This window comes from Microvirga rosea (genome assembly GCF_020595095.1).
GTDB lineage: Bacteria > Pseudomonadota > Alphaproteobacteria > Rhizobiales > Beijerinckiaceae > Microvirga > Microvirga rosea.
Genome location: NZ_JAJDOP010000001.1, coordinates 505,490 through 518,372 on the forward strand (window position 1 = coordinate 505,490; position 12,883 = coordinate 518,372).

At 61.9% G+C, this 12,883-nt stretch carries 10 protein-coding genes; 6 read left to right on the forward strand and 4 right to left on the reverse strand.

Annotated elements, in window-relative coordinates:
• Positions 1-8: 8 nt before the first annotated feature.
• From LJD17_RS02465 to LJD17_RS02490, 6 genes are read left to right on the forward strand one after another with little or no spacing between them, the layout of a single operon-like run.
• Positions 9-1,436, forward strand: a complete 1,428-nt coding sequence (locus LJD17_RS02465) for an MmgE/PrpD family protein (RefSeq protein ID WP_227382439.1) — start codon at positions 9-11, stop codon at positions 1,434-1,436.
• Positions 1,436-2,314 (forward strand): isocitrate lyase/PEP mutase family protein, encoded by an 879-nt coding sequence (locus LJD17_RS02470; protein ID WP_227382904.1) that lies wholly within the window; start codon positions 1,436-1,438, stop codon positions 2,312-2,314. Before LJD17_RS02465 ends, LJD17_RS02470 begins: the two co-directional genes overlap by 1 nt.
• A complete protein-coding gene (locus tag LJD17_RS02475) occupies positions 2,311-4,044 on the forward strand; it encodes a hydantoinase B/oxoprolinase family protein (RefSeq protein WP_227382441.1) in 1,734 nt (577 codons plus the stop codon). Before LJD17_RS02470 ends, LJD17_RS02475 begins: the two co-directional genes overlap by 4 nt.
• Positions 4,041-6,104, forward strand: a complete 2,064-nt coding sequence (locus LJD17_RS02480) for a hydantoinase/oxoprolinase family protein (protein WP_227382442.1) — start codon at positions 4,041-4,043, stop codon at positions 6,102-6,104. Before LJD17_RS02475 ends, LJD17_RS02480 begins: the two co-directional genes overlap by 4 nt.
• A complete protein-coding gene (locus tag LJD17_RS02485) occupies positions 6,101-6,715 on the forward strand; it encodes a cysteine hydrolase family protein (protein WP_227382443.1) in 615 nt (204 codons plus the stop codon). The genes LJD17_RS02480 and LJD17_RS02485 overlap by 4 nt, the downstream gene beginning before the upstream one ends.
• Positions 6,712-8,109, forward strand: coding sequence for an FAD-dependent oxidoreductase (locus LJD17_RS02490; RefSeq protein WP_227382444.1), 1,398 nt, complete (start codon positions 6,712-6,714; stop codon positions 8,107-8,109). Before LJD17_RS02485 ends, LJD17_RS02490 begins: the two co-directional genes overlap by 4 nt.
• 183 nt (positions 8,110-8,292) lie before the next feature.
• Here the strand turns inward: LJD17_RS02490 and LJD17_RS02495 are convergent, their stop codons facing one another.
• The 4 genes from LJD17_RS02495 to LJD17_RS02510 all read right to left on the reverse strand — a co-directional run bounded on the left by LJD17_RS02495 (position 8,293) and on the right by LJD17_RS02510 (position 12,374).
• Positions 8,293-9,030, reverse strand: a complete 738-nt coding sequence (locus LJD17_RS02495; protein WP_227382445.1) for an SDR family oxidoreductase — start codon at positions 9,028-9,030, stop codon at positions 8,293-8,295.
• Positions 9,031-9,080: 50 nt separating this feature from the next.
• Positions 9,081-9,479 carry a (R)-mandelonitrile lyase gene (locus LJD17_RS02500; RefSeq protein WP_227382446.1) on the reverse strand — a complete coding sequence of 133 codons (399 nt, stop codon included), beginning with the start codon at positions 9,477-9,479 and terminating at the stop codon, positions 9,081-9,083.
• Positions 9,480-9,697: 218 nt separating this feature from the next.
• Positions 9,698-10,414, reverse strand: coding sequence for an MOSC domain-containing protein (locus LJD17_RS02505; RefSeq protein ID WP_227382447.1), 717 nt, complete (start codon positions 10,412-10,414; stop codon positions 9,698-9,700).
• Between the two features lie 616 nt (positions 10,415-11,030).
• On the reverse strand, positions 11,031-12,374 hold the full coding sequence (locus LJD17_RS02510; protein ID WP_406600748.1) for a porin: 1,344 nt from the start codon (positions 12,372-12,374) through the stop codon (positions 11,031-11,033).
• Positions 12,375-12,883: the final 509 nt, after the last annotated feature.

Consider the following 12,883-nt stretch of genomic DNA (forward strand, 5'->3'; position numbering starts at 1 on the left):
GAAACCCCATGACGATCGTAACACAGAACGTCATTCCCGCCTCCGTTCTGCTGCAGGACAGGCAACCCCAATGGCTTCGGCAATGGGGAGAATTTGCGGCCGACATCCGGTTTGCGGATCTCCCGGCTCCTGTGGTCGAACGTGCGAAGCTCGTCCTCCTCGACTGCATCGGCGCTATTGCGGCTGGAATGCAGGAGCCGGAAATGCGCAGCCTCGTCTCACGTCTTGCACGGCGCGACTCAGATGCTGACCCGACCCCGGTGATCGGCGCCGGCCGCCGCACGAGTCCTCTGCTGGCGAGCCTTCTCAACGGCACTGCTGGAACGATGCTCGAGCTCGACGAGGGCAACCAATATGCGCGCGGGCATCCCGGCATTCATGTCGTTCCAGCCGCTTTGGCGACTGGGGAGCGCCTATCTGTTTCAGGCGCAGATCTCATCGCTGCCATCGCTCTTGGCTACGAGATCGGATCCCGCGTCGGCATCGCGTCGAAATTGCGTGTGACTATGCATCCGCACGGCACCTGGGGTACCATCGGCGCTGCACTGACGGCCGCAAAGCTCGAAGGTGCCTCGTCGGGTCAGATGGTTGAGACCATCAACCTTGCTTCGAGCCTTGGTCTCTCGACGAGCCGACGCACGATGCTGGAAGGTGGAACAATCCGCAACACCTATGCGGGGTTTTCAAACCAGCTCGGTCTCATGGCATGGGAATTGCAGGCGTCCGGTTTTGTCGGTGAGACAGATGGCATCGGCACCGTTTACGGCACTGTAATTGCCGAGAACTTCCAGTCCCACGAGATGGTTCTGGAGCTTGGCGAGCGTTGGGAGATCGCTCGAAACTATTTTAAACGCCATGCCGCCTGCCGCTATACTCACGGCGCGCTCGATGCTCTTGGCGACATTGTACGCCAAGCTGGAGGCTCGATCGATCCCACGTCGGTCGAAACGATCGAGGTCGACACCTATGTGTGGGCGGCGCAGCTTGATTCGGCCGAGCCTAAGAACATGCTCGCTGCAAAATTCTCGCTGCCTTTCGCGCTCGCCACCTACATCATCAATGGCGCGGCCAGCGTGCCGGCCTTCCGTGAGGAAGCTCAGGCAAACGCTGCGGCGCGTGCTCTCGCGCGTCGAGTGGTGGTGCGCGAGGACCCGACGCTGACAGCAATGCTGCCGGGGCTACGTCCAGCCCGGGTTCGGGTCCGCTTCACCGGCGGGCGGCAATTGTCGGCGGAGGTTCTCACCAACAAAGGTGATACGGAAGATCCTTATTCGCCGGACGACGTGCGCGCCAAGTTTCGTGAGCTGGCCGAGCCCGTCTGGGGCGAAACGGACGTGAAGCGTATCATTGCCGAAGTCGATGCGCTCGATGACGCTTCGGACATTCGCAAGCTGACGAGCCTCCTGGCCCGCTCTCCCCAACACGGTTGGTCATGATGAGTTTCAAAAAACGACTGCTACAAAACCACGTGGTCATTGCGCCTGGCGTCTACGACCCGCTCACCGCATCGTTGGCGGCCGAGGCCCGCTTCGAGGCTCTTTACCTGTCTGGCGCGGCGATTGCCTATACGCGTCTCGGACGGCCGGATATCGGTCTCGTCTCCATGAGCGAGGTGGCGGACACCATTACCCTGGTGCGCGACCGGGTGCCGACCCCACTCGTCGTGGATGCCGACAACGGCTATGGCAACGCGCTCAACGTCCAGCGCACGGTGAGACTCTTCGAGCGCGCGGGCGCCACTGCGATCCAGCTCGAAGACCAAAGCTTTCCGAAGCGCTGTGGCCATCTCCAGGACAAATCGATCATTCCGGCCGCGGAGATGGCCGGAAAAATCAAGGCTGCGGTGGACGCGCGGATCTCTGAAGAAACCGTCATCGTCGCCCGTACCGATGCGGTTGCGGTCGAGGGCTTCGAATCGGCTATTGAGCGGGCGCGGCTCTATGCCGAGGCGGGAGCCGATGTCCTGTTCGTGGAGGCGCCCAAGACCCGCGAGCAGCTCGCAGCGGTCACGTACGCCCTCGGATCGCTACGCCCGCTCTTGGCCAACATGGTCGAAGGTGGAGAGACTCCTCTGTCCTCCGCGCAGGACCTGGGAAGCCTCGGGTTCCGCCTCGTGATCTTTCCCGGCGGGATCGTGCGTGCGCTCGCGCGCACTGCGCAAGATTATTATCGCTCGCTGCACGCGCACGGCACAAACGAGCCTTTCCGCGAGCGGATGTTCGATTTCACAGCGCTGAACGATCTCATCGGCACCCCGGAAATGCTGAAGCTCGGCGAGCGCTACGAGTCGTTTGACAAGGGAGCTGCCCAATGAGCGCCATCGATCCCGTCACCCTGGCTGTTCTCAAAGGACGCCTCGAGCAAATCGCGGATGAGATGGACGCGACTCTCTATCGCTCCGCATTCAATCCGATCATTGCAGAGGCCCGGGACGCTTGCCACGGTCTTTATCATCCCGTCACCGGCGCGACTCTTGTGCAAGGAACGAACGGGCTCCCGATCTTCGTCGGTGCCATGGCGTTCGCGGTGAAGGCCGTGATCGACAAGGTCGAACGGGAGGGAGGCTTGGAGCCGGGCGACACCTTCCTGTTCAATGACCCTTATGATGGAGGCACGCACCTCAACGACTTCCGTCTCGTGCGTCCCATCTTCCGGGCTGGCAGGCTCTATTGCTGGCTCGCCTCCGTCGGCCACTGGCTCGACATCGGCGGTAATGTGCCAGGGGGCTTCAATGCACAGGCAACCGAAAGCTTCCAGGAAGGTGTTCGCTTCCCGCCGGTTAAGCTCATCCGGGCCGGTGTGATGAATGACGATATCGTCGCCATCCTCTCTGCCAATGCCCGCGTACCGGTGTCGAACTACGGCGACCTCAACGGCCAGCTCAATGCGCTGGACCTTGGCGAACGACGGTTGACCGAGCTTCTCGATGAGTACGGCGACGACACGGTCGCGGCTGCGTTCGATACTTTTTCGGATCGCGCCGAGGCTATGATGCGCAGGGCCGTCACCGACCTTCGAAACGGCACTTATTCGTTTGAGGATTATCTCGATAACGATGGTATCACTGACGAGCGGCTCACCATTGCGCTGGACCTGACGGTCGCGGGCGACTCCATGACGCTGGACTTCTCTCGCTCATCGCCCCCCTGCGCAGGGCCGCTCAATATCGCCTACTCCACAGCGGTCGCCTGCTGTTATGTCGCCCTCAAGCATGTCTTTACCGACGTGCCGGCCAATGCCGGCTGTCTTCGACCGATCACCTTCATCATCCCGAACACGACGCTGCTCGGCGTCAAACCGCCAAAGCCGGTCGGGGGTTATACGGAAACGATCCTGCGTGTCATCGGCGTCGTTTTCGGCGCATTGGCAAAAGCCGATCCGAGCCGTGCGACCGCCGGCCCCTTCGGCACAATCAATGCCCTGTCTCTGGCGGGGCATCGTCAGGACGGCTCGCGCTGGGTGATGTTCTCCTTCTTCGGCGGCGGCCTTGGCGGCAATCCGGAGAGCGACGGGCTGAACCATGCGAATAATCCGATCTCGACTGCTACGATCCCACCGGCAGAGATCCTCGAGGCTGCCTATCCGGTTATGTTCACCCAATGGGCGCTGCGGCCAGATTCGGCTGGACCAGGAACCCATCGCGGCGGCGTCGGCGCGATCTATGAGATCGAGGCGCTGACGGATGCGGACGTGTTTCTCCTCGGGGAGCGTGGCAGGTTCGCGCCGTTTGGTGTGACCGGCGGTCTGCCGGCTTCCCTGAACCGGTTCTTTTGGCAGACGGATGGCGGCGAACGCTCTCCCCCGATGGCGTCCAAGGTCGCTAACGTGAAGGTCCGCTCCGGTCAGCGCGTGCGTCTGGAATCGCCAGGCGGCGGCGGCTGGGGGGATCCGAGGCAGCGCGATCCGCAGCGCGTCGCCCGTGATGTGCGGCTCGGTTATGTCAGCCGTGAGACGGCAGCCCGTGACTACGGCGTTGTCGTCAACGAATTCGGTGATGTGGATGAGAGCGCGACGGTCGCTTTGAGGAAAGGAGCGGCCGCATGAATGCCGTCGTAGGAAAGATCGTCGGAGTGGATGTAGGCGGGACTTTCACGGACCTGTTCTATTACGACGAGGACGCAGGCCGATTCCAAACCGCGAAAGTGCCATCGAATCGTGGCGACGAAGCGATCGGATTCCTCGAAGGCCTGAAGACCTTTGGGGCGCTGGAGAAGCTCGGCTCGATCGTGCATGGCACAACGGTGGGCACCAATGCGCTGCTCGAACGCAAAGGCGCGCGCATCGGCCTCATCACGACGCGTGGATTTCGCGACGTGCTCGAAATGCGCCGCCGCGACCGGCGTCATACCTGGGGGCTTTGGGGCGACTTCGTACCCGTCGTTGACCGAGACCTGCGTCTCGAAGTCGGCGAGCGCACCATGGCCGATGGCACGATCCGGGAAGACGTCGATCCTGCGGAGGTGAGAGAGGTCGCAAGGCTGCTGCTGGGGCGGGGTGCCGAGGCGCTCGCCATCGTGTTTATCAATTCCTATGCCAATCCGGCGAATGAAGTGAAGGCACTTGCGGCGGCACGGGAGGTCTGGCCGAACGAGAACATCGAGTGCTCCGCCCAGATCCTGCCGGAGATCCGTGAGTTCGAGCGCACCTCGACGACGGCGCTCAACGCCTATCTCCAACCTGTCGTCGGCAGCTATCTCGGAAAGCTCGACCAAGCGCTTGCCCAGGAACACTTTGCGGGTCGGTTCCACATCGTTCAGTCGAACGGCGGCGTCATGTCCACCGCCACAGCGCGGCGTCTGCCGGTTCGTACGGCGCTCTCCGGCCCGGCTGCCGGTGTGATTGCCGCAGCGGCTATTGCGAAGGCAGCAGGCTTTCCGGATGTGATCACGGGTGATCTTGGCGGAACCTCCTTCGACGTGTCTACCGTGGTTGATGGCGAGACGGCGCTCGCGGCTCAGACGACGATCGATTTCGGCCTCGTTATCCGTACGCCGATGATCGAGATCACCACCATCGGCGCCGGCGGCGGTTCCATTGCCCACGTGGACGCGGGCGGCTTGCTTCAAGTCGGTCCCGAGAGTGCAGGCTCACGCCCGGGTCCGGTTGCCTATGCGCAGGGCAACACTCGCCCAACGCTGACCGATGCCAACGTTGTGCTGGGCCGCATCAATGCAGACCGTCCCATCGGCGGGAAGCTTGCACGCCTCGACGTGGAGGCGGCCAAGGCTGCCATCTCCCGCCACATCGCGGAGCCGTTGGGGCTTGATCCCATGCAGGCCGCGGAAGCGATCGTTCGAGTCGCCAACGGCAAGATGGCGGGCGCCATTCGACTCGTCTCCATCGAGCGTGGACATGACCCGAGCCGCTTCGCCGCCGTGCCCTTCGGCGGCGGCGGGGCGCTCCATGTGGGCGCGCTGATCAAGGACGTCGGTCTGAAAGCTGCCCTCGTGCCGAGATATCCCGGCGTAACGTCCGCGCTCGGCTGCGTCATCGCCGACATCCGCCACGACCAAGTGCAGACCGTCAACCTGCTCCTCGACAATCTCGACGCTGCAGCCCTCGATCATCGTATGGTCGAGGAGGCCAAGGCGTCTCGCGCCGTCGTGGAGGAGGCTGGCCTCTCCGTCAGCCGGATTGATATCCTGTTCGAGCTTGACATGCATTATGTGGGCCAGACCCACACAGTCAGCGTCCCGCTTCCTGTCTCCGTGCAGAACGGGACGACCGGCATCAACGCAGCGACCGTCAGGGAGGCCTTCGAGCGGGCTTATCAAGCCTCGTTCAGCCGACTACTGCCGGGTGTTCCGGCCAAAATCGTCAATCTGCGCACCGCAGCCGTAGGGCGCAGGCCGCATTTCGATCTTGCCGCGCTCGCGCCGGACGAGTCCGCGAGCACCGAGAAGGCACGGCTCGGCAGTCGTCCAGTCTGGTTCGAGGGTGGCTGGCATGACACCGCGATCTATGCCCGGCTCGACCTGCCGGTCGGGGCGATCGTGCACGGACCCGCGATCCTGGAGCAACCGGACGCAACGACCGTCATCGATCCGGATCTGACAGCGCGGGTCGACAATTTCGGCAATGTCATCGTGGAGCGTGCCGCATGAGCGAGGCTGCCATCCCGATGGGCCGGACGGCCCTGCTCATTGTGGATCTTCAGAACGACTTCCTCCACCCGAAGGGCGCCTATGGCCGGGCAGGGCAGGGTGCGGCTGAAATCGCAGCCCTGCCAGAACGGTTGAAACCACTCGCGGATCTTCTGCGCGCCAAGGGCGGATATGTCGTCTCGACCCAATTTACATTGGTACCCGGAAGGGGCGGCGAGCCGCTGATCTCTCCTCATCTCAAGGAGCTCCGACCCTTTCTTGAGAAAGGCGATTTCCAGCCTGGCGCATGGGGGCATCAACTCGTAGACACCTTGCAACCGGCAGATCTGAGCGTCGAGAAGATTGCCTATTCGGCTTTCTATATGACCCGACTTGAATGGGTGCTGCGCAAATGCGGCATTCAGCGCCTCCTGGTCTGCGGGATCGTCACCAATGGTGGCGTCGCGTCGACTGTGCGTGATGCGCATGTGCGCGATTTCGACACCACCGTTCTGGAAGACGGTTGTGCGGCTTTCTCGCCAACCGTGCATGCCACGGCCATCGACGCGTTGCGACCGGTCTGTCGTGTGGCTTCCATATCCGAGATCATGAAAGAGATCGAAGACGTATGAGCATTCTTCCCGCGGATGACGTCAGCTTCGACGTGGAGGTTCCGGTCGTTATCGTCGGTGCAGGGGCGGCGGGCCTCATCGCAGCCTTGTCGGCACGGGAGAACGGGCAGGAGGTCCTGGTACTTGAGCGTGACGCCGCGCCCCGGGGCTCGACGGCCCTCTCAGCGGGGCTGATTCCGGCCCCTGGTACCCGGTGGCAGGAGGCTGCCGGTATCGTCGACAGCCCTGATTTGTTCGGCTGGGATATCGTCGCCAAGGCAAAGGGCGAGCCGGAACCGGCGCTCGTGAAGATGGTCACGGAGACTGTTGGTCCAACGATCGAATGGCTTGCGGATCGTCATGGGCTGCCATTCTCGCTCATCGAGGATTTTCGCTATCCCGGACATTCGGTCTGCCGCATGCACGGACTGCCGAGCCGCTCCGGCGAAGAGCTGATCGACCGTCTGCGCGAGGCGGCGGCCCATGCGGGTGTCGATATTCTTTGCGATGCTCGCGTCACGGCCTTGTACGCCGAACCGGGCGGGAGGGTTGCCGGTGTTGCGGTCGAGCGTCCCGATGGCTCGAGAGAGATGATTGGATGCGACGCTCTGATCCTTGCCTGTAACGGCTACGGCGGCAACAAGGACCTCGTGCGGCGCTACATTCCTGAGCTGGGAGCTGCGCTCTATTTTGGCCATGAAGGCAATCAGGGCGATGCGCTGTTGTGGGGACAGGCTTTGTCAGCCGCAACCCGGCACCTCTCGGGCCATCAGGGGCATGGCTCGGTTGCGCATCCTCACGGAATTCTCATTACCTGGGCGACGATCACCGAAGGTGGCTTTCAGGTAAACTTGAGGGGTGAGCGTTTCTCCGACGAGAGCCACGGCTATTCCGAGCAGGCCGCAGTCGTGCTGCGACAGCCCGAGGGGCTTGCCTGGACGATCTTTGATGCACGCATTGCCGGTATCGCTCGCCAGTTCGAGGATTTTCGTCAGGCCGAGTCTCTCGGAGCCATCATTGCAGCAGAATCCGTGGAAGATCTCGCAGGGGCGATGGACGTCTCTGTGGAAGTCCTAGAGACAGCGATGCGGGAGGTCGACATGCTGAAGGATGCCGGCGCAACCGACCGCTTCGGCCGCAACTTCGCCGGGGCGCCGCCTTTGCAGCCCCCTTATTGCGCCGTCAAGGTCACCGGAGCGCTGTTCCATACCCAAGGAGGCCTCGTCGTTGACGGCGATGCTCGGGTGATGCGGGAGAACGGAACGGCGCTGCCGAACCTTTTCGCCGTTGGAGGGGCAGCCTGCGGAGTTTCAGGCTCCAAAGCGGAAGGGTATTTGTCCGGCAACGGGCTCCTTTCGGCAGTCGCCCTGGGCCGGATTGCGGGTTTGGCAAGCACGCGGCCGGAAGCGGAGTGATAGGGACACGGCCAGGACACCGCAGGCGGGCTATGTTGCGGAGCTTCACTCGCGCATTGCGTCAGCCCCACGAATAATGCGACGCTCAGCACAAAGAACGCGATCGCGGGTTCTTTGTCCTCGTTCGATGCCGGTACTCATGAATATCGGCATGCCCTGCTGTCCGATCTCGTCGCAACCGGCTCAGTATTCCTGGCCAGTGGGCCTGAACAGGATTTCGTTCACGTCCACATCCTCCGGCTGGCTCATGGCGAACGCCACCATGTTGGCGAAGGATTCAGCCGGAATTGCGCCCTCGTAGGCTTTGCGCATGACATCCGCAATGTCGGGCTCGGTAATGCTGTCGGGAAGCTCGGTGGCCACCATGCCAGGTGAGATGATGGTGGTGCGGATGTTGTAGGGTTTGACCTCCTGTCGCAAACCCTCCGAAATGATGCGGACCGCGTGTTTGGTGGCGGAATACACGGCGCCGCCCGCGCGCACTTTGTGGCCTGCCACTGACGACACGTTGATGATGTGTCCGCTCTTCTGCTCCTTCATGTAAGGCAGCACCGCGCCGATTCCGTAGAGCACGCCTTTGATGTTTACGTCGATCATGCGGTCCCAATCCTCGACCTTGCCGCGCTCCAGAGGGGAGTGAGGCATCAGTCCGGCATTGTTGATGATCACGTCGATGCGGCCATGCATTTGCGCAGCGTGGTCCACCAAGCTCTTGACCTGTTCGTATCGAGCGACGTCCGTCTGCATGGCGGCGTCCCGACCCAGCGACAGCTCGTCGGCGAGGGCCTGGAGCCTGTCGAGGCGCCGCGCACCCAAGACGAGCTTGGCTCCGTCCTGTGCAAGGCGGCGCGCGGTAGCCTCCCCCAGGCCGCTGCTGGCGCCGGTGATGATGACGACCTTGTTTTCGATGCCGTGTGTCATGAGCTTTTCCTCAAGCCGAACTCGTTTGCCTTTGCAGGATGTCGAGACTGTCAGCGGTCCTGATATTGCGCGTCGGTAACATGCTCCATCCAGTCGACGGGCGATCCATTGAGCTTCTCCTGGATGGCGATATGGCTCATCGCGGTGGTCGCTGTGGCGCCGTGCCAGTGCTTCTCGCCAGGCTCGAACCAGACCACATCCCCCGGCCGAATTTCTTCAATCGGTCCACCCTCGCGCTGTACCCAGCCGCAGCCGGATGTCACGATCAGAGTCTGGCCGAGCGGGTGCGTGTGCCAAGCGGTGCGGGCGCCAGGCTCGAAAGTGACATGGGCGCCGGCAACCCGCGCCGGATCCGGCGGGCTGAACAGCGGGTCGATGCGCACGGTACCGGTAAACCAATCGGCCGGCCCCTTGCCGGATGGCTGTGAACCGCTTCGCTTAATTTCCATTCGTCTTTTCCTTCGGTAATAACCACCAAGCCGCCTTGCGACGACTAGAAAGGCATTATAGGGCCCGCAGGCTCCGCTTATTAGGTGGCCCTGTTCGCATGAGCCTATCTCTGGGAGTCATGAATTAGGGCACGACGAGCTTGGCGATCCGACGGCCGTCCTTGCAGCGGAAAAGCCTAATAGCGCCGGGACAGCTCACAGCTGCCATTTGTCCATCGTTACGGGATTTCATTCATCGAGGACGGGCTGTCCAATCGACTGCTCCAGTCCTCCACCGCCTTGGCGGCCAGCCGTTTCGCTGCATGGTTTCGCCAACCCTGAGCAAGGGCAGGCAACTCTGCGATCTGGCGAAGGGCGTCCGCGTTCATGGTGTCCACGTAGAAATGGTGCCAAACACGACGGATCGTCCAATCCTCGTGTCCACGTTCCACCAAGGTTAGGAGATCGTCAGGAGCGACAAGACCGTCCTCCAGCACACGGTAGTACCATCCGGTTCTGCCCGATTCCTGCACGCGTCTTGCCATGCGGATATCAGCAAAGCGCTCGTTCAGCTTCCAGCACGGCTGGCGACCCTGGCTGACCTGGATCAGGGCACGACCTAAGCGGAAGATATCGCCGATGGCGACATCGGCCTCGGTCAAGCCCGATGTCGAAAGGTTTTCTCCGAACGCCCCCGGTTGACCGAGCAGAACGTCTGGTCCGATCTCTGATGTCCACTTCACATAATGATCAAAAGGATAATGGTGGACGGCCTTCTCCGGTCCACCATGACGTAGGGTGTCTCCTTGGGCGTCGCCCGCAAGGCCATTGCACCGCAACAGCACCGGAAACCCAACGGGAGACTTCGCAATCCCACTTGGCGGTGCCTTTTTCCCAAGCGGCCTGACACTTCCAACCAATAAGCCCAGGAGAGGAATCGATTGATTCTGCGGCATCATTCGCCTCCGATGAGAACAAGACAGCGAGGGACGGATCTTCCTCGGGAAAACTGAAGCGTCGCGGCTTGCCGACGTCGTGGCCGAGTCAAATATCTCGTTTGGTATGGTGTATGCAAATGACGTCCACGGATCTATTCTCTACGAGGAAGCGGATCTGTTCGTAAGAGAGCCCGATAACTCGCTCGACCTGTTCTGCGCGGGACGTAAGCCTGGCATCCGGAGGAGCTATGCAGCGTGTTCTTACTGGATTCTTCCTCGCTGTCACTTGGGTGAGCCTCCCCAACGGGGTTCACGCGCAGCATGCTTTCGATGGGAATTGGGCTGTTGAGGCTATTCCGGAAAAGGGTTCTTGCAGCCGATCGTACCGCTATTCGGTCGTGATCGAGAATGGAGCTCTCCGAGAGCGCGGTCAAAGGCGTGTTCAGATCACCGGTGGGTTGGAACCGGGTGGCCGAATACGAGGTAGCATTCAGCGTAACCGAACGCGGATTCACGTTACAGGAAGCCTTGTAGGCCCCAGTGGCACCGGCGCCTGGGCCGTTGAAGGAAGAGCTACTTGCTCAGGGCGATGGCGCGCTGAAAAGCGCCCCTAGCATCAGGATGGCCAGATTCGTCAGAAGTCGCGCTGGACGCGCAGACGGCTTTCCCAGAAGTCCTCGGAGCCTGTGGGCTTGAAAAACCCGGTCGCGGTGCCGGCCGTTGTGGTCAGTGGCACCGCCACACGGCCGCGTGGATCGACCCGGGTATAAAGAACCTCAAGGCCAATCTGTAGACCGCTTACCGGCTGCCAGATCGTGTTCGTGCCGATACGGTACTCGTTGAAGTCGACGATTCCTGTCACCGTTCCTGCCGTGCCGGACGTGATCGTCGCTACCGTGGTCGGAACCACAAACTGGGCACCACCCGGTGCGTCGAACCGCATCCACGAGCCAAACACATTGGTTTGCCATGTTGAGGTCCAATTGTGGCTGATGCCGCCAGCCACTGAGTAGGCTCGGTTCGTCTTGAACTCGCCTGTCAGCGGATCGACGAAGGCGTCTGCGAAGGGCATGCCGAGCGGGCCGGCACTGATGGAGGCGTTGTAATTGGGATCGGTCTGGCCGGCATTCAGGTAGCCGACCGCACCATCCGTGTAGGTTGCCGACACCCAGACATTGTCGCCCACACCGAGAAACGGAAGATTGGCATAGGCGTTCAGGGCCAGCGCAAAGCCGTAATCGGTGTCGGCATGCGTTGGGTTCGGCAGCCCGGTGATCGGGTTGATGACCGGCACAGTTACGCCGCCGACGGTCGTGAGCCCGGCAGCCACATCGCGGATCTGGTGCAGCGCACCGGAGAGCTGAGCACCGCCCCAAGCCCCCGTGTAGCGCAGGTTCGCCACGACATCGGGCATCCGCTCACCGCCATACGTGAAGGGGATCGGTGCATAGGCCGGGCCCGCGGCGGCGACCCCGAACAGCGGGAAGGACAATGCGTTGTTGACGCGCCGTCCAATCCCATCCTCCAAAGACAAGGTCGCCGAGAGACCGTTGCCGAATGAATAGGTATACGCCAGGAGGTCGACGTCTGCATTGGATGGGTCATCAAAGCGCAAGTCGCCGAAGTTCGGCACCGGCAGATCCGGGTCGGTGAAGAACGATACGGCGCGACCGGCCGTCAGTCCGCCAAACTGCACGAAGGCCTGTCTGATCTTCGGGTTGGTCGTGACTTGTCCGGTGCCAGTGAACACGCCGGTATTGCGGTCGATCTCGTAGCGGATGTAGGAGCGCAGCAGTCCGTAGGCAGTCATGGTCCGGGCGTCGAGCTGCATGCGGCCTCGGGCCCGGAAGCCAGTGGCGTCCTGGGCGCGCGAGAACGGTTCGACATAGAGATAGTCGGCTCGGACCCGGCCCGAGATGCGCAGACAGGTGTCGGTGCCTGGAATATAAAAATAGCCCGTACCGTAGGTAGAGCACACCCGAACATACTCAATCGGCGCTGCCTTGGCGACCGGGAGATCGGCGGCCTGTGAGCTCCCCACAGCAGCCAGTAACGCAGCAGAACCGAGTAACAGGCTTCGGAGTAGCACCATCTTATTCGCCTCCCGTAAACCGCGTCTTGCGCTGTCCATGAGGGGAGCAAATGGGCGGGAATTGGTCAAGCTGGTCTCGAACCACGGTCTCGCTCGTCGCTCGAATCCTATTTGATGTGGCCCGGCTGCATCACTGCGATGAAACGCAGCATGCCGCTCGGCGTCAGTTCAGAACGAGCTGGGCAGCGATGATTTTTGCGATGGTCATGGCGAGGAGAACAGCTCACACCGCCGAGCTTCGTTCTCACCCCAAAACGGCATTGAAGCCGAAGGCGCATGAAGCCGATCGGACCTGTCCGAAGCTATTGCTTGATAGTGATCGGGATCACCGGTGCGGAGCAGTCAGAGGATGTCAGCGAGGCAGGCCTCGCATCGGCATCGCAGCTCCGCCAAAC